The sequence below is a fragment of the Prevotella pallens genome (genome assembly GCF_900454935.1).
GTDB classification, from domain to species: Bacteria; Bacteroidota; Bacteroidia; order Bacteroidales; family Bacteroidaceae; genus Prevotella; species Prevotella pallens.
Genome location: NZ_UGTP01000001.1, coordinates 2,014,818 through 2,036,178, shown reverse-complemented (window position 1 = coordinate 2,036,178; position 21,361 = coordinate 2,014,818). Strand labels below are relative to the sequence as shown.

General features: G+C 35.3%; 15 protein-coding genes and 2 pseudogenes. 10 read left to right on the top strand and 7 right to left on the bottom strand.

Annotated features, from left to right (window positions below; translation table 11 throughout):
* Positions 1-4: 4 nt before the first annotated feature.
* From DX009_RS13455 to DX009_RS08455, 8 genes are all read left to right on the top strand, one after another.
* A complete protein-coding gene (locus DX009_RS13455) occupies positions 5-3,517 on the top strand; it encodes a DUF6443 domain-containing protein (RefSeq protein WP_220182388.1) in 3,513 nt (1,170 codons plus the stop codon).
* A gap of 18 nt (positions 3,518-3,535) precedes the next feature.
* Positions 3,536-3,976 (top strand): hypothetical protein, encoded by a 441-nt coding sequence (locus DX009_RS08500; RefSeq protein WP_112316999.1) that lies wholly within the window; start codon positions 3,536-3,538, stop codon positions 3,974-3,976.
* A 326-nt stretch (positions 3,977-4,302) separates the two neighbouring features.
* Positions 4,303-4,953, top strand: coding sequence for a hypothetical protein (locus DX009_RS08495; RefSeq protein WP_004364009.1), 651 nt, complete (start codon positions 4,303-4,305; stop codon positions 4,951-4,953).
* Between the two features lie 83 nt (positions 4,954-5,036).
* Complete coding sequence (locus tag DX009_RS13535; protein WP_245944615.1) at positions 5,037-6,167, top strand: RHS repeat domain-containing protein; 1,131 nt, start codon at positions 5,037-5,039, stop codon at positions 6,165-6,167.
* A gap of 667 nt (positions 6,168-6,834) precedes the next feature.
* Positions 6,835-7,110, top strand: coding sequence for a multidrug transporter MATE (locus DX009_RS08480; protein WP_245944614.1), 276 nt, complete (start codon positions 6,835-6,837; stop codon positions 7,108-7,110).
* Positions 7,111-7,262: 152 nt separating this feature from the next.
* Positions 7,263-7,652 (top strand): hypothetical protein, encoded by a 390-nt coding sequence (locus DX009_RS08475; RefSeq protein WP_245944613.1) that lies wholly within the window; start codon positions 7,263-7,265, stop codon positions 7,650-7,652.
* Between the two features lie 592 nt (positions 7,653-8,244).
* Positions 8,245-9,162 (top strand): IS982 family transposase, encoded by a 918-nt coding sequence (locus tag DX009_RS08465; protein ID WP_115082805.1) that lies wholly within the window; start codon positions 8,245-8,247, stop codon positions 9,160-9,162.
* Between the two features lie 944 nt (positions 9,163-10,106).
* Complete coding sequence (locus tag DX009_RS08455; protein ID WP_115083686.1) at positions 10,107-11,414, top strand: IS5 family transposase; 1,308 nt, start codon at positions 10,107-10,109, stop codon at positions 11,412-11,414.
* Between the two features lie 250 nt (positions 11,415-11,664).
* On the opposite strand, the gene DX009_RS13320 is transcribed toward DX009_RS08455, so the two are convergent.
* Positions 11,665-12,012, bottom strand: coding sequence for a hypothetical protein (locus tag DX009_RS13320; protein ID WP_181792325.1), 348 nt, complete (start codon positions 12,010-12,012; stop codon positions 11,665-11,667).
* A gap of 314 nt (positions 12,013-12,326) precedes the next feature.
* Between DX009_RS13320 and DX009_RS08445 the strand changes: the two are divergent.
* A pseudogene (locus tag DX009_RS08445) lies at positions 12,327-12,686 on the top strand (TraX family protein); the annotation flags it as partial.
* On the opposite strand, the gene DX009_RS08440 reads toward DX009_RS08445, so the two are convergent.
* Positions 12,662-13,846 (bottom strand): DUF3800 domain-containing protein, encoded by a 1,185-nt coding sequence (locus DX009_RS08440; protein ID WP_115083684.1) that lies wholly within the window; start codon positions 13,844-13,846, stop codon positions 12,662-12,664. The pseudogene DX009_RS08445 and the gene DX009_RS08440 sit on opposite strands and share 25 nt — an antisense overlap.
* Before the next feature lie 79 nt (positions 13,847-13,925).
* Positions 13,926-14,225 (bottom strand): integrase core domain-containing protein, encoded by a 300-nt coding sequence (locus tag DX009_RS08435; protein WP_115083683.1) that lies wholly within the window; start codon positions 14,223-14,225, stop codon positions 13,926-13,928.
* 20 nt (positions 14,226-14,245) lie between these two features.
* Between DX009_RS08435 and DX009_RS08430 the strand changes: the two are divergent.
* Positions 14,246-14,506, top strand: a pseudogene (locus tag DX009_RS08430) (transposase); the annotation flags it as partial.
* Here the strand turns inward: DX009_RS08430 and DX009_RS13165 are convergent.
* From DX009_RS13165 to DX009_RS08420, 4 genes are all read right to left on the bottom strand, one after another.
* The gene (locus DX009_RS13165; RefSeq protein WP_147278671.1) at positions 14,393-14,671 is read right to left on the bottom strand and encodes a hypothetical protein; all 279 of its coding nucleotides are present in this window, start codon (positions 14,669-14,671) and stop codon (positions 14,393-14,395) included. The pseudogene DX009_RS08430 and the gene DX009_RS13165 sit on opposite strands and share 114 nt — an antisense overlap.
* A 256-nt stretch (positions 14,672-14,927) precedes the next feature.
* On the bottom strand, positions 14,928-16,172 hold the full coding sequence (locus tag DX009_RS08425) for a VapE domain-containing protein (protein ID WP_115083682.1): 1,245 nt from the start codon (positions 16,170-16,172) through the stop codon (positions 14,928-14,930).
* Between the two features lie 789 nt (positions 16,173-16,961).
* Positions 16,962-17,126, bottom strand: a complete 165-nt coding sequence (locus tag DX009_RS13315; protein ID WP_181792324.1) for a hypothetical protein — start codon at positions 17,124-17,126, stop codon at positions 16,962-16,964.
* Positions 17,127-17,137: 11 nt separating this feature from the next.
* Positions 17,138-20,884 (bottom strand): T9SS type A sorting domain-containing protein, encoded by a 3,747-nt coding sequence (locus DX009_RS08420; RefSeq protein WP_115083681.1) that lies wholly within the window; start codon positions 20,882-20,884, stop codon positions 17,138-17,140.
* Positions 20,885-21,361: the final 477 nt, after the last annotated feature.

The following is a 21,361-nucleotide window of genomic DNA, read 5'->3' as shown; positions in this document are numbered from 1 at the left end:
AACTATGAAAATTGATTATCATAAACTTTTAACAGGCGCATTCCTTTTGATATGCTGTTGCAATATAAAGATAAATGCCAAATCTGGATTAAGTACCTCGCTCAATCTTTCTCAAATGGTTGTTCAAAGCCAAAGGGATTTGGTCGAAAAAGATTCTTCATTGATTTCTGAAAATCCATTATTGCCAAAAATAGATGACTCTTTAATTAAGGAAATATCAATCGATAACGAAAATTATATTTTTTCTCGTACTATGCTTACCGAAGATAGTAAGGTGTATATGGATAAAATAGAATATTTTGATGGACTTGGACGTCCAAAGGAGACAATATTTGACAAAGCATCACCAAGTAAACAAAAAATCGTTACCTATCAGGAGTACGATGATATGGGAAGAGTGAATAGAAAATGGTCTTCTGTTCCTATAAAAAGTTGGAACTCAAAGTTATTTGATGAGCTGTCTTTGAGCGAAACCAGTCCTTTTATGTTCAATATGTACGTTTCTAGAATTTTTAGCGAATTATCATCGGTAAAAGATGCTTCTAATACATTTTATAAGGATAATAAGGCTTACACAGAAACGCAGTATGAATCATCACCCCTCAATAGGGTTTTGAAGCAATTCGGTGTGGGGCAGGCTTGGCAGAATGCGGATCGTGCGGTAAAGATAGAATATATGCTAAATACAACAAGTGGTGATTTGGCATGTACAGATTTTGGGGTGCTTTTTAATGATTATTTCCTTATCAACTATGGTTTGTATTCCAATTCAAAGTTGTATGTTACCAAGGTAACCGACGAAGATAACCGAACAACCTATGAATTCAAAGATAAGTTAGGTCAGGTTGTCTTGAAACGTGTAATGAATGGAAATGAGAAGCAAGATACCTATTTTGTTTATGATGACTTTGGACGACTGCGCTATGTGTTGCCCCCTGTAGCGGTTGATTTGTTGGGAAGTCAAGAACATGTTCTCCGTGTTTCACAACAGCTACTTGATGATAATGCTTACTATTATCAATATGATGGTCATGGTAATTGTATTTTGAAGAAACTACCAGGGTGCGAACCTGTCAAGATGGTATATGATAGAGCTGATAGATTAGTCCTCAGTCAGGACGGTAATCAACGTGCCAAAAAACAATGGTTGGTTACTAAATATGATATTTTTGGGCGCATTGCTTATACAGGCATGATGAATGATGCTGGAAAAAACTATCAGGAATTATTAAAAGATAAACTGGTCGTGGAAAATTATATCAGTGGTACGAGTAACACTGGCTATACCGAGAACACCTATGACGGCATTTTTGGAGCGATTTCTCCGCTTATCGTGAATTATTACGACAAATATGATTTTTATAAAGATGATTTGTTGAATTATGTAAACAAGGCTGGTTATGGTGAGCGATATGCTAATACCAATGGTCTCCTTACGGGTATGCGTACATATATGTTAGATGATGGAAATTATTTTAACACTACAACCTTATTCTATGATGATAAGGGACGTGTCATACAAACTCGCTCAACAAATAATTTAAATGGTTATGATGTGGCATATCACAATTTGGATTTTACAGGAAAAGTTAGAAATACATTAAAAACACATAGCTATTTGCTGAAAAATAAATTTACGACACCTATTGGAATTTATCGTAATCTTTATAGTGTTAATTTTGAACTTTATAGTTATAATTACGACCATGCAGGTCGTCTGCTTACTGTTCAGCACAAACTGAATGACAATGCCCCTGTGGTTATTGCCGAAAACAAATACGATGAAATTGGGCGACTACAAATGCGGAAAACGCCAGTGGAAACAACAAATTATGCCTATAACGTTCGTGGCTGGTTAACGCAAGCCGTTGGCAACAAGTTTAAAGAAACGCTGACTTACAATGAGGCTATTGATGATGTAACTCCTTCCATTCCTTGTTACAGTGGCAACATCAGTGCCATGAAGTGGCAAGTAGAGGGCGAACCTGCGGAGCGTGGCTATCAGTTTTCTTATGACGGTATTGGTCGTCTTTCTAAAGCTCTCTATGGTGAGGGCAAGGGTATTGTTTTGAACAACAAATACGATGAGCTTATTGATTATGATAAGGTGGGCAATATCACAACGCTCCAACGATATGGGAAGTCTGATAATGGCTTTGGACTGATAGACAATCTTTCGTATGTCTACAATAATAACCAACTTATGAAGGTTACGGATACTGCCGATTCCTCCGTGACTTATTATGGTGCTTTTCATTTTGTCGATGGTGCTGATGCGGAAACGGAGTATGTTTATGATGCCAATGGCAACATGACACAAGATTTTAACAAGAAAATTTCAAAAATTGAATATAATTCTCTAAATTTGCCGTCAATGATACAATATAGCCACGGATACCAAGCTCACTATGGGTATGATGCTGCGGGGAGAAAGTTGAGCGTAAGGCACATAATTTCTCCTGTCAATATATATGTGCCTATGGGCTCAACTACTCTACCTGAAAATGCTTTTTTAGAATGGCGAGGCTTTGATGTATACGCAGATAACATACAATATTTCATGGAAAAGTCTTTATCTGTATTTCCAACACGCTTGAATTTCGATGGTGGTTACATCACTTCGATTGACGATACGCCTGTTTACCACTATTACTTACAAGACCATTTGGGCAATAATCGTATGGTGGTGAATACTAATGGCGAGGTGGAACAGGTGAACCATTACTATGCCTTTGGTGGACTTATGGGTGAAAGTACGGGTGGCGACACGCAGACTTACAAATATAATGGTAAGGAACTCGACTGCATTAATGGTTTAGATTGGTACGACTATGGTGCTCGCAACTATGATGCAGCCTTGGGTAGGTGGCATGTGGTAGATCCTTTAGCGGAGAAGTATTATAATGTCAGTCCTTATGCTTATTGTAATAATAATCCGATAAGATTTATTGATCCAGATGGAAGAAAACTTCTATTTGCATCAGGCACAACGGAGGCATTTAAACAAAAATTTCGTGCAGCTATTATGTATTTACATGAACATAACGCAGATGGCATCATAGCCCAGATAGATAAGAGTTCTACAATTATTTATATTACAGAAAGAGTTGGAGAACCCTCTGCTTTCAGCGAGACGAAAAAAACTATTTATTGGGATCCTAATATGGGAGTGCTTACAAGTTCTGACAAAAAGATGTCACCTACGGCTGTATTAAACCATGAAGCGGATCATACACTTCAATATCTCAAAAATCCTGATAAATATGCACAAGACTTTAAAACTTTTGATCCCGATTATGATAATAAAGAGGAAATGAGAGTTATAACAGGATCTGAACAGAAAACAGCTTTAGCACTTGATGAAATCAGTGCAGGAGAGGTTACACGTACAGACCACTACGGCATCCCATATATAACTAAATCGCCAACTACGACAGAAGCAAAAGATGGAAAAATGCCAAAGAATCCATTTATAATGGATGAAATAGTTATATCTGCACCCAAATCTAAAATGTAAATCCAAATAATGACAATAATGAGACAGATAACAAATAGTATTAAATGTTTGATAGTTTTTGGTATATGGTTACTTGGTTTTAATGCATTGAGTGCTTGTAATATCAAGCTCAAAATTGTTTACACCCAAGCTGACCTAACAACAATTTTTAGTATTACCCCAGAGTTTTTTGACAAGGGATTTGTCAGTCATTCGCTTGATAGTGTAATCGTGGCGTCAGATATGGAAATTTCCAAATTCTTCGACACCATAAAATCTCTTAAAAAAACAAGTGAAATACGCCCTTCTATAAATGTTCGTGCAAAAATTATATTCTATTTGAACGAACAAATCTTGGATACATTTTATTTAGGAATGTTTTATATATACTATCGGAATGAAATATACGAAGTAAACGAAGAATTCAGAAATATGATTAATGCTATAATAAAAAAAAGTGGAAAGTTGCCTATGTATTGATAAAAAACGTTATGCCCCAGCACCCATATAAGGGTAATGGGTAATACCCTTATAAGGGTGTTCATCATTACCCTTATATGGGTATTAAAAGCCGTGAGCAATAAACAGGAAAGAACGACGTAAAACAGTTGATAAACATTATCAATTGTAAGTTATGACAGAATTGAATGCAAAGAAAATAATAATACCAATGCCATCAGGACTGACAATTTAATTAGACGAATATTAGGGTTACCACAACGAGATGGCAGTGACCACGCAGGTGGATTTAATGGAGGAATTGTTGACCCACAGAAATTACCACGTACCCAATAAAGTATTACAAGATGAAAGCAGCGTATTCCATAATTTTAATGCTATGTTTTTCGCTTGTGTGTAAAGCACAGGAAGATAGAGGGAACATAGCCGACTCAATGGCAATGGTCAGCAGGACTAAAGCAGATAAAGTATTGCAGCATTTTGATACAGTTATAGCTCCCAAGCTTTTATATTCTTTGGACAATAAATATTTTTATGTCATTATTAAAAGTAATCCTTGTTATCAGGAATATTATGTAGCCTTAGACAGCTTAGGTCGAATAGATAAAATGCGTCCTGTAAAAGCAGAAACAAAAACCAGGAAACAGAGGAAGCAACAGGAGCAATACCGGCAGTTACTATCAGAGGCAGAACCCATATTTGATTTAAGCAAGTACCACACGGATTTTATAACGAAAATGCCTGATACTAAATATACGAGTGGAAGATATTCTTATTTTGTTCTAAAGGATATTGATGGTAAAAGATATGGCGAGTACCGATTGTCAGCAGTTACATCTCCTTTACCAATTAATGCAAGTCTTTGGGCCTATTTAATTAGACGATTATCAGATGAAGCATACAAAGATAATAAACCTACAATTAGTAGGCAAGGAACAGCACAGGTAATGCTCCAAATCGGGAGTTATCCCAATAACTACCTGATTCTTAAAGAATGAGCATTAAGATTCAATATATGATGTCATACACTCTAAAATATGACGTCTCAATCTGACGGAAATGACGTCTAATTCTGATAAATATGACGTCTCATCTTTTAAAAAATGGACGAATTGACAAATATTTATTTCATGGAGGCTATGCACAAGCATACTATTTTGGTAATATTGGGCATAGAATAAAGGAAGGATTAGGAACAGCAGATAGAAATGTTACAACAAATATGAATATGAAAGATGACATGCATAGCACATTAAATAACATTAGCACTTTCGAACCCTATTTTTACAATCAAGACCATTTAGGAAATAATAGAGAAGTTGTTGATAATTTAGGACGTATCATACAAGTTACTAATTATTATCCCTTTGGTTCTTCTTTTTGCGATTCTCTTAGCTGTCTGAATGCCACATTACAACCTTACAAATATAATGGAAAAGAATTTGATAGAATGCATGGTTTAAATACTTACGATTATGGAGCACGGCAATATAGTCCAGCTCTTCCTTCGTGGGATAGAATAGATCCTTTGGCAGAGGAATATTATAGCGTTAGTCCTTATGCTTATGGTGGCAATAATCCTGTAAATCGAGTAGATTTTTATGGAATGTTCCCAACAAGGTATGCTGCATTGGACTATGCGAAAGCGCAAAATGTTGATTTTAGAAATGTGCGTTATGCAAATGATAGGAAAGAATGGTATGTTTCGTTTGGAGAAGATGGTAAAGGATATAAATCAGGTGGAACATTAGAGAGACGTTTTTCAGAAAGATTAGTAGAAACAAAGGAATGGAGCACTATTGGTAATTTTAATTCAGGGCTTGGTACAGGTGCTTCACTGATAGAATTTAATTTTGGAAAAGCATTAAAAAGAAGTACAGCTTATGTTTTTTATGATAAAACAGGACGATATCTGAGTTCTATAAGACCATCGGTAAAGTTCAATAATATTTCTTATGAATTTAATCCTAAAGTTATTAGTCGTATTGCAAAAACTGCAAAGGGAGTGGGTATAGCTTCTGGACTGGCTTCTATTGGTATGACTATATATGAAATGATTGAAAAGAAGAAGAATTTTATAGGTGAAGGAGGTTTAGACCTAATAATGACAGGTGCTGGTTATATTCCTCCTTATGGTTGGGTTGTGTCAGGTGCATATTTCTTAGGAAAATATGGAATGGAAGAATTAAATATAGATTTTTGGAACAAATGATAGACTTTTATTTTATGATACACTACGTAGTGTATCGATTTTATAGAAAGCGAAGTACTTACGATAGATACACTTGCTTACTTTATGCTTTTAGCTTGCACATAATGCTTTCTGAAGCATTAATTATGCTGTGTGAAAGTTTATTAAGCAGGTTTTTTGGATACCAATCAATTATAAAAAAGCCTTTTGTTTGGTCTTATGTAATTATTTCTCTTATATTTGAGTATCTTGTATTCTGTTGGAAAGATAGATACCTTAAAGTTTTTACCGAGTATGAGAAGCAAATAGATACTCCAGCAATGAAACGAAAGATGAAAAATGCCAAGATATTTAACTATAGTATTTTCATAGTAGACATTATTATGCTGTTTATAATTGATTATCTTAATCATCATGGCGGATAGCATTATGTTTAAATATAATATAACGTGATTTCGTTGAATTCACGTTATATTATTGTCATCTTTCACTATACTGTGCACAGATATTTCTTAGGAAAATATGGCTTGGAAGAATTAAATATAGATTTTGGGAACAAATGATAGACTTTTATTTTATGATACACTACGTGATGTATCGATATTATAGACGGCATAATGAAGATAGTCTTACATCTATGATCACTGCTTGCTGTTTGCATCTGATATTTTCCGAAACTTTAATGATTATGGGTGGAGGTTTGTTATGCAGGTTACTTGGATATCAATCAATTATTAATAAGCCTTTTATTTGGTCTTATATAATTATTTTTGCTATATTTGAATTTCTTGTATTCTTTTGGAAAAATAGATACCTTGAAATTTTTGGTGAGTATGCAAAACAAATAGATACTCCTGCTATGAAGCGAAAGATGAAAAATGCCAAAATATTTAACTATAGTATTTTCATTTTAGACGTTATTCTGCTGTTTATAGTTGATTATCTTAATCATCATGGCGGATAGCATTATGTTTAAATATAATATAACGTGATTTCGTTGAATTCACGTTATATTATTGTCATCTTTCACTATACTGTATGCAGATATTTCTTAGGAAAATATGGAATGGAAGAATTAAATATAGATTTTTGGAACAAATGATAGACTTTTATTTTATGATACACTACGTAGTGTATCGGTTTTATAGAAAGCGAAGTACTTACGATAGAGACACTTGCTTACTTTATGCTTTTAGCTTGCACATACTTCTTTCAGGATTTTTACTGTTAGGGGCTGGACATTTCCTATGTAAATTATTTGAAATTCAAAATATAATCAATAAGCCATTCCTGTGTTTTTATGCAATTATTTCTCTAATATTTGAGAGTCTTGTATTCTGTTGGAAAGACAGATACCTTAAAGTTTTTACCGAGTATGAGAAGCAAATAGATACTCCTGCAATGAAACGAAAGATGAAAAATGCCAAAATATTTAACTATAGTATTTTCATTGTAGATATTATTATGCTTTTTATAGCCGATTATCTTAATCATCATGGCGGGTAGCATTATGTTTAAATATAATATAACGTGATTTCGTTGAATTCACGTTATATTATTGCCATCTTTCACTATACTGTGCACAGATATTTCTTAGGAAAATATGGCTTTGAAGAATTTGATATGGATTTTTGGAATAAATGATAGACTTTTATTTTATGATACACTACGTAGTGTATCGGTTTTATAGAAAACGAAGTACTGAAGATCGGGACATTTGCTTACTCTATGCCTGTTCCTTGAACTTGTCTTTCTTCATTGGATTAATATTGGGGGTTGCACACTTCCTTTGTAAATTACTTGAGATTCAAAATATTATCAATAAGCCTTTTATTTGGTCTTATTCAATTATTTCTCTTATATTTGAGTATCTTGTATTCTTTCGGAAAGACAGATACCTTAAAATCTTTACCGAGTATGAGAAGCAAATAGATACTCCTGCAATGAAACGAAAGATGAAAAATGCCAAGATATTTAACTATAGTATTTTCATAGTAACCTGAACTCGGGATAAGAATAATACTCAAAAAAGTTGGTAATCTCGTTATATTTTTGTAACTTTATAGTTGAAAATCAATAACTTACAATTAATATAGCGATGATTACCAAAGACAAAATTACCGAAATCTTTTGTATTGCAGATGACTTTTGCAAAGAATTTGAGTCAGAAATTGATAAAATAGGGCTTCCTAATGATACCAAGTGTAAGCATCGCCTTCGTAAATGGCGTATGAGCAAGTCAGAAATCATAACCATAATGATCTGTTTTCATTTTAATTCTTATCGTAACTTTCAACATTATTATATGTTCTTTATCAAGGAGCATCTTGCAGATATGTTTCCTCATCTGTTATCCTATAATCGTTTTTTGGAGCTTGAAGCTAGAGTTTCGGTAGAAATGATGATGTTCTTGCAAATATGTTGTTTTGGCAGATGTACTGGTATTAGCTTTATTGACTCTACCTGTATCCCAGTCTGCCATAATAAACGTATTTACCGCAATAAGGTTTTTAAGGATTATGCTACCAGAGGCAAAAGCACAATGGGTTGGTATTTTGGATTTAAACTGCACCTTATATGCAATGAACGAGGGGAAATTCTCAACTTTATGCTTACCAAAGCCAATGTAGATGATAGAGATGAGAATGTCTTTAATAGGCTGACTGATAATGTTTTTGGAAAATTATTTGCCGATAAAGGATACATCTCTAAGGGACTATTTGAAAAATTATTCAATGATGGCATTAACTTGGTAACAGGTATAAGAAGTAATATGAAAAACAAGTTAATCCCAATATATGATAGACTGCTTTTAAGAAAAAGATCTGTAATTGAAACTATCAATGACGAACTGAAAAATGTAGCACAATTGGTCCACTCTAGACATAGAAGTGTACTTAATTTTGCTATGAATGTATTATCAGCAATGGCTGCATATAGCTTCTTTGAAAAGAAACCTGAAGTCAATTTAGATTTCTGCATAGAACAACACAACGGTCAACTTTCTTTGTTCTAAAAAAACAGTTTGTTTTTGATAAAAAGGAGTAGCCTCAATCTAAGACGATTGAGGCTAAATGGGTTTTAGGATAAATAAATTAGAGTAATAAAAAGAAACTTATCCCGAGTTCAGGTTAGTAGACATTATTATGCTTTTTATAGGCGATTATCTTAATCATCATGGCGGATAGCATTATGTTTAAATATAATATAACGTGATTTCGTTGAATTCACGTTATATTATTGCCTCCTTTCACTATACTGTGCATAGATATTTCTTAGGAAAATATGGAATGGAAGAATTAAATATAGATTTTTGGAACAAATGATAGACTTTTATTTTATGATACACTACGTAGTGTATCGGTTTTATAGAAAGCGAAGTACTGAAGACCGGGACATTTGCTTACTCTATGCATGTTGCTTGAACTTAACTTTCTTCAGTGGATTAATATTGGGGGTTGCACACTTCCTTTGTAAATTACTTGAGATTCAAAATATTATCAATAAGTCTTTCGTGTATTTTTATGTAATTATTTCTCTTTTATTTGAGTATCTTGTATTTTTTCGGAAAGACAGATACCTTAAAATTTTTACTGAGTATGAGAAACAAATAGATACTCCTGCAATGAAACGAAAGATGAAAAATGCCAAAATATTTAACTATAGTATTTTTATTGTAGACATTATTATGCTTTTTATATCCGATTATCTTAATCATCATGGCGGATAGCATTATGTTTAAATATAATATAACGTGATTTCGTTGAATTCACGTTATATTATTGTCATCTTTTACTATACTGTGCATAGATATTTCTTAGGAAAATATGGAATGGAAGAATTAAATAGTCCTCCCTTATAAACCTAATATTCTCCTGATTCATAGTATATTATGCTATAAATTATTTGCAAATATCTGCAAGTTTTTGTACCTTTACACTATAATTCTTGCAGATATTTATGCTTAAACGTACATCCAAACAGCTCTCTATGTTCTCTTCTTTAGAGGACATGCTTAGTCATCAACATCCCCTTTTCCAACTTAGTAATAAGATTAATTGGGAATGTTTTGAAAATGCTTTTTCTCCTTTGTATTGCAGCACTAACGGTCGCCCTGCTCATCCAATTCGCTTGATGTGTGGTCTTTTAATTTTAAAACATTTGCGTAATGTGTCTGATGAAATGGTGGTTTTTCAATGGAGCGAGAATGCTTACTACCAATATTTCTGTGGTGGACTTGAATTTATGCCCAAACAACCCTGTGACGCTTCCGAGTTAGTTCACTTCAGAAATCGTATCGGTGAAAAAGGTATGGAGTTAATATTAGCAGAAAGCATCCGCGTTAATACCGACCATGATAACGAAGATCATTTTGATACGGCTTTCATTGATTCTACCGTTCAGGAGAAGAATATAACCTATCCTACAGATGCGAAGTTGCATAAAAAGATAATCAAAAACGTTCTGAAGATAGTTCATGACAAGAGTCTTCCTCTACGGCAGAGTTATACGCGTACGCTGAAAGGAATTTACCGTTCCCAACGTTTTCGTAATCATCCCAAGAATCGTAAGAAAGCTCTTAAGGCAGATAGACAACTGAAGACCATAGCAGGAAGATTGGTAAGAGAGCTAGAGCGTAATCTTGAGGGAAAGAAAGAGTATGAGAATATGTTTGAGCTATATTACAAAGTTCTTTCTCAGAATAGAAAGTCAAAGAACAAAGTATATTCTCTGCACGAACCAGATGTAGTTTGCGTCAGCAAAGGTAAGGAACATAAGCAATATGAGTTTGGCAATAAAGTATCTATTCTTCGCTCATGGTCAGGACTTATTATTGGTGCATGTTCTTTTAGGAATGAATATGATGGACATACTATCGAAAAGACGTTGGAACAAACCCAAAGGATGACAGGAAAGCAGGTTGATAAGTTAGCAGGAGATAGAGGGTATAGAGGTGTAAAGCAGATTTGGCAGACAAAGATACTCATTCCAGACGTTCCTAAAGCTAAAGACAGCTACTACCAAAAGAGAAAGAAACACAAACTATTTTGTAAACGAGCAGGTATAGAACCAACAATAGGACATCTTAAAGCAGACCACCGATTATCTCGCAACTTTTATAAAGGTGTGAAAGGAGATGCTATCAATGTATTATTATCTGCAGCAGCATATAACTTCAAAAGAGCTATGAGAGTTCTTTTGGACCTTATAAAAAGAATCAGTATAGAGCTTGTCAATACAAGCTCTATGCTGAAATATTGTTTTTAAGGGAGGACTATATAATAATTTTTCAAATCCTTGTCAACAGATTTTCGAAGTCTTAAAATGAAAAGGTTTTCAGTGTCAGAGGATGATAAAAGAATAGATAGTCGATGGTCTTAGTTATATTTTTGTTTAATAAGTAACTTCGGTTTTTCCGTTAAAGCAATACGAAAAGCATCCACGCATTTAACGGAAGAACCTAACAAAAGCCGCTGTTGAGCTAAAACATAATTTTTTCATATTTTCAGATTCTGCTTTAGCTTTCATTCCACCACATAATGCAGATTATACCTGCACAAACTGCGCCAATGAAAAATATAGAAGAGATAACATGCCAAACTGTATTATTCTTATGACTTTCAAATTTATGAAAATAGCCTATATACTCATCATCTTTTAGACCCATGAAGTGGGTAAACAATAAGGAGAGACCACAAGCGATTATAAGAAATATATGGAAATGGGAATTCTGAATAGGAAGTATTTTAAGTTTCTTGAAAACTGAAAGAATAAGCATTTCATAAGGAACAAACATAAAAGCTAATGTTCCTTCTGCACGCGCAATACCTACTCCTATATTTATATCATAAAAAACGACTTCCATCGTTTTATACACATTTCTTATATAGTGCTCTAACGTTGGATTATTTTTCTGAATATAGCCAAACGGATTCCAAAAATATAGCCATTTGCATACACGATTGATAAAAGGTTCAAGTATTCGCATCGGGATGCGATAACTCCATCTTTCTGCACAATATAGAGTATATAGTAGCCTTATTACAAACAGTTTCATACCTGATAAACGTAATCTTATAAATATTATTTGAAATTTGCTTTTATTTTTTATAATACCAACATAAATCTTAACTTGCCTGTACGTTGTCAAACAAAATTGCACAACTGCAAATGTAGTTATTTACCCTGCTGTTTGGGCTGGTGGCAATAGACTTGATAACCCGAATCGACAACAAGCCTCTACTCTGGTGTGTCATCATAGCCTCGATTTGTGGTAATGCTACTTGGCTGCATGTCGATTATGAATATTCCAGCATCCTCTTGATATGCGCGTTCCACTTCTTTCAGCCGGACAAGGTGACGAAATGCCTTTTAGCTACCCTGTTCATGTACCAGTATGGTGTAGTCGGTTTGTGGTTGGGCTTGGCTGTTATACTGTGTTACAATGGACAGAGGGGATTTATTAAGGGACAGTATGCGAAGTATTTATGCTACGCATACTATCCGTTACATCTTTATCTTCTTTCTATCTTACTGTAAGCTTCCAAAAAACACTTCAAAGCCTTGTATTCTGTTTTCTCTATATAATCTATGTGGTCTTCTGAGCTTGATTTTAGGAGGTCATTACAAATTTTTAATCTTTGAATCATAGGAACAACAACACTATTAACATGTTGGTAATAATCAGAGATCTCTCTTTCTGAGGAAGGCAGTTTGTACCCCTTTGAAGAACTTGAAATAATTACACCTTGATCTCTTAGATTGCCAATTATTTTATTGCGGAAAACCTGTTCTGATTTAACACTATATCCGTTAGAAATCAATGCGTTTATGAGTTCCTTTGTAGGTATATATTTCCTATATCTATTATATTTGAATCGAAACAATAGATAATTTAAGACAAACCTTTGCTTTTGCATTCTCTCATCTTTGTCTGTCTTATGTTGGTCGACGAAGGCTTGAGCCCTACGGTATGCTAACTCTGCTATACATCTATTGTAATTTACATCTCCCTCCAGATGTTCAAACAAATGTTCATCATACTCTTTAGGAAAGAACAGTATACGAGGCGATTTTGTCTGAATGATGTTTAAGAGTTCCGTTCCTTTATTAGGAACATTTACACTTTTATCTTCATCATAAATATATGATAATGTCCCGGCAATGAGATCAGCAAGCTGTACCCCATTGTCCATTTTGCTATTTACAAAGTTATAAGTCTGTTGGTCAAAAAGTGAACTAGTACATTTTTTGGTCTCCACATACTTTGCGAATTCGATACAAAACTCATTTGAGCCGACTTCATCTGCTCTTATATTCAAATATGTAATATTCGTTCTCAGTTCTTGATAAAGTATCTGATTTATAAACTTGTAGAATGTCCTTTTATTTTTTGTAATTCCATGATCCGCGAATATGGATTGTTTATCAACAACTAAAGCGAAAACACTAAATGGCAAATCCTTTATTTCATTCAGTATTCTTAGCCTGCGCTCATAATTACCTCCTACATTCTTTGACTTAATCTCGCTTCCACAAAAGTATCTTTTTCGTACTGCATCAATAGCTGAATTAACAATGTCCACATCAGAGTCCTCTATAAGAATTGCAGCAACAATAAATGACTTTGAGGTGCCTGATTTTGAGAATTCAAATCCATAGGCCCCACATTCATCTAAAAATACGTAATAATTTTTCATTTGCTATACGACCTTTTCTTCTACTTAATATATTGTTAGTTGTACGTTGTCAAACAAAATTGCACAACTACAAATGTAGTTATTTACTCTGATATTTCCTTGTTTTATTATCAAAAATTCTTTTGTTGATTGAATTTTGCTTTATTATTTCTCTTATCTTTTTGATTTTCTCCCCTTGCCCTAAATATACGTCTTTGGGTGTAAGATTATCTAACGATTCATGAAACCTTCTCTCATTATAATATTTCACCCACCCATCGATAGCATTTTCCAATTCAGAGGGACAAAAATAATGATTTAGCTTAATCACATTTTTCATTGATCTGTGATATCGTTCTATCTTTCCCTGCGTCTGAGGAAGCAAGGGTTTGCCATGGATATGCTTGATATTATATTCCTAAAGACAGCTACTACCAAAAGAGAAAGAAACACAAACTATTTTGTAAACGAGCTGGTATAGAGCCAACGATAGGACATCTTAAAGCAGACCACCGATTATCTCGCAACTTTTATAAAGGAGTGAAAGGAGATGCTATCAATGTGTTATTAGCTGCGGCAGCATATAACTTCAAAAGAGCTATGAGAGTTCTTTTGTACCTTATAAAAAGAATCAGCATAAAGCTTGTCAATACAAACTTTATGCTGAAATATGGTTTTTAAGGAACGACTATATACATTATCTGTAGAGACTAAACTCAAATCATTATTATAACTTACACCAAGATATGAAATATAACTATTTGCAGAGTTTGGTGTTAAGTTACCATTTCCTTTTAACCATTCCTTAAAATCGGAAATCATCACATTAGAACTTGTTTTTGCCATATTCTTTAATTTTTAGGTTTTCAAGTGCAAATATAAAAAACTCATATTAATAATAAATAAAAAAATTTTTTTTATATAAACCAAGATTTTTTTTATTATACTTTATGGGATTAATATCATTAATATATAACTTTGTTTTGTTTTTAAGTTGCTGTCACTTTTAACACTTCACGCAACAAACAGATTATAAACTACTTATGGTGTATATGCGAGTGACAGTAGTGACAGCAACTTTGAATACTCATTCAGATAGCAACTAACAACTCAAGCTGGACTGACCAGACTGTACCACGTTGCTACGTACTGCAACCAAATACTCTGTGCCATGCGAAGAATGCTTACTATGGAGATTCGGGATATTTGCAAGAACACGACCGAAATGGGAAAGACTTGTTAGGTTCAGCTGACTGCCATACCGCTGACGAAGTAGGCTAAAAATAGAAGCTGCAGTCATATAAGCACCCTTGGTTAAGTCTTTAGGAATAGAGAAACTATCTAAAAAGAGAGCTTCGGCAGGGGTACGTTGTTGATATTGCACGTTATTCTCCATAATATCTTGGGTATCAGCCTCATCAAACCAATATCGCCTACCGTTATCCAGTTCGGCAACAGCCTGTGCGTAGAGCTGTTCATAGTCTATGTGTTCGGGCAAACGAATAGGACCTGTTAGTGTAACTGCAATAAAACGGCGGCAACCACTGGGATCGCTAAAAACATCTGAAACGTTTGCCGTGGCAATGAAAGAGGCAATGCGTGGCAATGTAACTTGTTGCTGGCAATAAGGCTGACGGATTTTTATGTTTGCAAGCTGCATAACATTCTTTAAAAATCCGTCTTGCGTCTTTGCTGACAGCGTATTGAATTCATCAATATTAATCAGTAACGACTGTGTCATTGCGCGCAATGTATTCTGCTTCTCACTAATGATAAGATTATCGTTATATCCCCATTGCAACGCCTCTGGTAGAAGACGTTTACAGAAAGTAGACTTCCGATAGCCTTGTCGTGAAATGAGCAACGGTGCCACACTGTTACCATGTGAGATATTCAGCCCCAACCATTGTGCCACCATTGCAAGAAACCACGTGTGAAACCATTCTGCCCACCGTGCGTTGTCATTAGGTACACAGTCTGCCAGCATTTCAATATGATTCTTTCCGTTCCATCGTCCTCGCAATCCTTCGAGGAAAATATCCACAGGATTAAAAGCCTTAACAAAATCCGACTCCATATATCGTCGGATATCTTTGTCCCACGCATCAATCCCATCAAGACGCGCCTTAATAGCAATAGTATTGCGCATTCGTTCATCTACAGCCACAAAAGGTTCGTTACTCCCAGCCTTGCGAGCTTCTGTACACCCTAAGGCGGTATTAAATCTCATTTCATACTTCCGCTCAAGATAGTTGAGCAACCGACGAGTAATGTCGTTTTTAAGTCTTTCCGACTGTCTGTTTCGCTGATTTTCAGCTTTAATGTTTTTAAGGTTCTTACTTTTCATAAATGATTGTTTTAAGTTGATGAATAGATAAATTATTTGTGAGAAAGGAAATAAGCAAAACTGTTGCTATGTCTTTTCCTGCCCAATCCATTTGTCATTCCTCATATAAAAATGAAATTGCGCATAAAACGCACTAGCCTATTTGTGGGCATATTAAAAAAATCTGTACACATGAATAAAAGATTTAAGAAAACAAATTCAAAAAGGAAGATGCCGTTAGTTTGTAGGAAATCATACTAAGCGTATCATAGCTCTTCCTTATTTTCGCTTGCAAAGATACAAAACAGAGATACCCCTTGTCAAGTTTTTCACGAATTATTTTTATTTTGCTGTCACTCCTGTCACCCACTTACGACTTATAACACTTTATAAATCAATCAAATACCGCAAATGTTAAAAATGACAGCAAATAGTTTTCAAACTTAGTGTAGTAGATAAGAGATTTACTGTAAAGAGTAAATAACATTTGACCATTAAGCCACTTTTTTAGTAACTTTATGACCAAAGCATTTATCCGAAAAGTTATCAAGAATCAGTACGCTACACCTCCGTCGCTCTTTGTGCCGTCGGCACCTCCGTGATATTGCGTAACCTCCGTCCCCTCTGTGACTCCGTGTGCCTATTATATAGACTTTTAGTTTATCACTCCATATCTCGGAAGAACCAAAAACAAGCTACTTCTTTGACTTTTCAAACAAATACTTTTGGACATGAAAAAAGGCTGTATCGTAAGTTATTATACTCTTGATACAGCCTCCAGAGTTAGTTTGAAGGAATAAATTTTATTGCTTAATCATTATCTGCCCAGTTAGGATAGTCCTCTGTAGCCTCTTCCTCGAAGAGTATCTGTGGTTTACTCTCAGCGTGATCGCCCTGATCAGATTCGACCAGCAATAGAGAGTCTATCTCTAACTGATACTTTGTAGCAAGTGGCTGAATATAAGTTTTCTTCATTTCTTTTCTTTTTACTTTACAGTTATCTTCTTTCCATTAATAATATACAAGCCAGTTGGAACAGAGAATGTACGAGTTTCGCCAGACTTTACAACGGTTCTTGTGATGTTCTGTCCTGCAGCATTGTATATCTTCAGATCAGTGTCCTTATTAGCTGTTGCAATAATGGTGTTATAGGTCGTTGTGATAGCTAATGTTGGTTCATTGGCGATGTCTGTAATACCAGTAGTTTCAGTGTTATTCTCATCGAAACTTATATTGAACATGCTGAACATCTTAGCACCAGCAGAACTACTGAACTCATAAGCTGCACGGAATGGCCAGAGGTAGAGAACTTCCTTACGAAGGTTGCGCAGTGCAACGAACTTATTGTAAGAGAAGTAGAATACACTTGGCTTATCAGCCTTGTTCATGCGTAAACCTGAATAGGTATGGTAGCTCTTGAAGTTAGCTGTTGCACCATTAAGTATGTTGTTAATCATTCCGTCCTCAATGAATTTGTCATTTGATGCTGTCTTTTCAATGAGGGCAGCCTTCTCACGTACAGTGAAGAGGATGTTGTTTGAGGCATTTGCACGTGGGAGTCGTACCATGTAAGACTTATTTGCTTCGGTTGCAGCATTGAGCTTCTCAAACTGAGCAGTAGCCTGATAGTCTGTTCCCTGATTCTGCGGAGTGCTGGTATAGGTCAAACCATTCTCCTTCATCTTACCAACTGTAAACTCAAAGAAGCCACCATTATCATCTTTGTGGTCACCATTAGCATCAACAGTGAGCTTGAATGGAAGTACAATAGAAGCATAAGTATCTGCACCATAACCGTTGTAAGTCATCTTACGCTCGTAGGTAGCAAACTTGTTGTCAGCCAACTTGATATCGTATGGTGCAAAGAATGGATTCTTATCGATGAGCTTAAACTCTACTGGTGATGTAAAGTTTGATGTGCTTCCTTCCTTCGCAACAGCAACATTGTTAGCTGTTGCCTGTGTTGCAGAACGATAAGGGAGGTAAACGATAGCATTCTTTGCCAATGCATCACGGAAAGTATTCATACTCATGATACCTGTTGAAGCATCGTTTGTACTACCAATAACGCTGAACAGCTGAGAGTTGTCTACGTAGAGTACTTGGTCAAGTGATGTAGGTGCATTAGTTCCACCAAGTGCAGCAGTCATTGCATTTTTAATCTGGCTCAGTGTCAGATAACCATAGCTGTTACCCGATTCTGTGTCGAAGCCAGCAGCAGTCGTGGTAATCTTTGCACCATACATAGCCTCCTCGTTGTCCTGATCATTATCAGCCTTATAGTAGTTGGTTTTGTCGTAGATCTTAACCCACTCAACATTTGGAGTGTACTCACCTGAAGTCAACTTGATAGTTGCTGTGTAGTAAGCGAAAGCCTCGTGCTGCTCCTTAACTGTTGGTGCAATGTTGTAACGTGTCTCATCCTTTGTGAAGAGGTAGAGAGTCTTCGTTGCATCCATTGGCACGATAGAATTCTGTGGGTTGAAGTTACCACCCTGTGAACTATAAGCAGCGCCACTAAATGGTGTCTCTTCGAGATACAATGTCGCCTGTGTGTTTCTGTTACGGTCAAGTTGTGCAGAGTTGTTGAAGATGAATGCTTGATTACCAGCTACCTTAACATCAATCTTATCTAAGTAACTATGATTTGGATCATAATCACTTGCATACAAATCTTTGCCGTTTACAGGAGTATAAGCAGAACCTACGAAGCTATAACGAGCCTTACCATCGTGTGAATCACAGTTTAGATAAGTGTCGTCAGCAAAGAGTGACTTCAAGTTACGGAATGTAAATGTGCCCTGTGCTGGTGTAGAGAAACCTGCAGGCACCTTATATTCAAAGAGGTCACCACCCATCTTAAAGTCGACAGCATTTGTAAAGGTACGAGTCATCTCCTCACCCTGCTCACCTGTGCAGACGATATCGGCTGTACTGATATAAGGGTTCAATGGCTCCATCTTTACATCTACATTTACTAAGGCTGTACCAGTTGTGTTTGCAATCTCAAACTTAACAGCATCGTTGTTAAGACCATCAATGGTAATAGAACCATTTGAAGCAGATGGAGAAACTGACACTTCCTGATAAACAGTTTTACCCGTCTTGTCATACACCTTTATAGTGTAGGTCTGTGGAGTGTAGCTTGCACCGGAAGACTCACGTTTTCCGTAGAAAGTTGATCGGTCATAGTAAGAAAGAACAGCATTACTTCCATAACCTTGTAGGTAGTATCTTGTTCTATAAACTGAGTTATAAAGGTTTCCTTCACTGTCGAAGTACCAGTTTCCGTAAGCCCATGCTTTAGATGGTGTAGTTATGGCGTAAAAGGTACCAGTTGCCACACTACCACCCATAGCAAGGTACTGGATGTTACCATACGCATCTTTAGTGTAGACATAACCTTCAGAATCTTGCTCCCATGTCGTAGCTTGTGTACTTGTACTCCATTTAGGATATTGTGTGCTGCTAAAGGTTAGATATTTGTTGTTATCTCCCTTAATCTTAAATCCTTTTGTACCATAATTCTCATTCTTACCTAATGAGAAGTTAAAGGTAGCACCAGTGATACGATAACCAATAGGAACGACCTTTGTAGTTCCATCTTTATAGTTGTTTTCAACCTTTGTAGGACTTTCGATGTAGTAAATACCACTCTTCAAAGCATTCCAAACCTTTCCGTCGTTCTGAACAACAGAAATATTCTCATTAGTACCATCTTTCTTCTTCCATGTTCCATTTTCAACAGCAGACTCATGGAAGAGCTTTACCTTAGCCTCCATTTGCTTAATGTTCTCTGGTACATAAGCTAAGAAAGTTTTACCAGCCTTTGTTACCTTCTTAATTTCTCCGACATCAATTTTTTGAGTTTCAAAACCATTCTCAACTAAGTTGGTATTGGTTTCAGAAACATTAGAAGGAGTCATAGAGACAGTGAACTCTACGTCTGGGGCATATTCTACTTCGATAGACTCATATTCAAAACCAGTGAGGACGTTATATCCCTTATTGATATTATTATGGTTTCCAATAAAGGTAAAATACAAAACAGATCCAAGACTGGTTGTTCCATCACCTCGAGTGAGCGTGTATGTATTTGCCTGTCCACTTGCATCATGAGTTAGTTCTACAGGACTTCCTACCCATTTTGTAGCAATATTATCATCTGTTTTGATGGAATTTGGTTTGTTATTCGACTTGATATAATCTTCTTTGATTTCACCAAAGTACCAAGGGAGGTTTCGTCCCCATGTTAGGTGTCCATCAAATGCTCCATCAAGAATATCATAATCAGCTCCTCCATAGCTACCTTGCAGGTTGTTCTTGATTTTAATGGTGTACTTTGTGATACAAAACCCCTTAGGCACAGCTAAGGCTGCATAAGAGTTGTACACACCAGTAATGTGTACCATTCGATTATCTTTCTCATAGAAACGAATGTTACCAGTGTGGTTACGCATCATACCATCAGCAGAAAATTTTGGATTATCTGTTGTTGTGTAGGTAAGTGGCGCCTGATTGTGAATAAACATAGAGCCATATCCACTTTGAGATCCTGCCTCTAGACTACTCTCAGAACGTACAGAGATAATGTTACCTGTTTGTGGGCTAATAGTAACCTTTACGGCCTTACTACCTGTTTGTGCTGAAATTCCAATATTACATAATAGTAATAATAAAATCAAAGCATGAAACTTAAGCCCATTCCGGGAGAAAAAGTTTTTTCTTTTCATCAAATAATTAAGTTATTTATTAAATTAAAAATTACCTAACAAAATAGTCGTTGACACTATATGCATCATTTTTTAGCTGTGCAAATGTACGTATTAATTCGTTTTTAATACAAACATGCATGTCTATATTTGCTAATATTAACTAAATGTCTATAAATTTCATATATATTAGTTATTAATTAATATACAGCTGCTTTGTTACTTTTAACTATAGCTTTAAAAACAAAAATCGTCTTTATGAATTTTGTAATTGTGTAAGTTCTATTGTTTATTTATTTTGTTCTTTTCAAATGCAAAGAGAAGAAAAATATGGGCTTACACACTTTTTTAGACACTACCTTGCTAATTTCTTTGCTAGGGGTAAATTGTATTGTAAGTGTACCTCTATTTTAAACACTACCATTATCTTCAATAGCTTATTAAAGTTTCGGTAGATGTTGTTGCTAATAAACTATTTTAGAAAAAAGCCCACAATTA

Bases quoted from the DNA above. Each gene is read 5' to 3' on its own strand.
- DX009_RS13535 (WP_245944615.1), top strand. From the start codon at position 5,037: ATGACGTCTCATCTTTTAAAAAATGGACGAATTGACAAATATTTATTT.
- DX009_RS08475 (WP_245944613.1), top strand. From the start codon at position 7,263: ATGATACACTACGTAGTGTATCGGTTTTATAGAAAGCGAAGTACTTAC.
- DX009_RS08420 (WP_115083681.1), bottom strand. From the start codon at position 20,884: ATGAAAAGAAAAAACTTTTTCTCCCGGAATGGGCTTAAGTTTCATGCT.
- DX009_RS13455 (WP_220182388.1), top strand. From the start codon at position 5: ATGAAAATTGATTATCATAAACTTTTAACAGGCGCATTCCTTTTGATA.
- DX009_RS08480 (WP_245944614.1), top strand. From the start codon at position 6,835: ATGGGTGGAGGTTTGTTATGCAGGTTACTTGGATATCAATCAATTATT.
- DX009_RS13165 (WP_147278671.1), bottom strand. From the start codon at position 14,671: ATGGCAAAAACAAGTTCTAATGTGATGATTTCCGATTTTAAGGAATGG.
- DX009_RS08455 (WP_115083686.1), top strand. From the start codon at position 10,107: ATGCTTAAACGTACATCCAAACAGCTCTCTATGTTCTCTTCTTTAGAG.
- DX009_RS08500 (WP_112316999.1), top strand. From the start codon at position 3,536: ATGAGACAGATAACAAATAGTATTAAATGTTTGATAGTTTTTGGTATA.
- DX009_RS08425 (WP_115083682.1), bottom strand. From the start codon at position 16,172: ATGAAAAGTAAGAACCTTAAAAACATTAAAGCTGAAAATCAGCGAAAC.
- DX009_RS13320 (WP_181792325.1), bottom strand. From the start codon at position 12,012: ATGGAAGTCGTTTTTTATGATATAAATATAGGAGTAGGTATTGCGCGT.
- DX009_RS13315 (WP_181792324.1), bottom strand. From the start codon at position 17,126: ATGAAGAAAACTTATATTCAGCCACTTGCTACAAAGTATCAGTTAGAG.
- DX009_RS08495 (WP_004364009.1), top strand. From the start codon at position 4,303: ATGAAAGCAGCGTATTCCATAATTTTAATGCTATGTTTTTCGCTTGTG.
- DX009_RS08440 (WP_115083684.1), bottom strand. From the start codon at position 13,846: ATGAAAAATTATTACGTATTTTTAGATGAATGTGGGGCCTATGGATTT.
- DX009_RS08465 (WP_115082805.1), top strand. From the start codon at position 8,245: ATGATTACCAAAGACAAAATTACCGAAATCTTTTGTATTGCAGATGAC.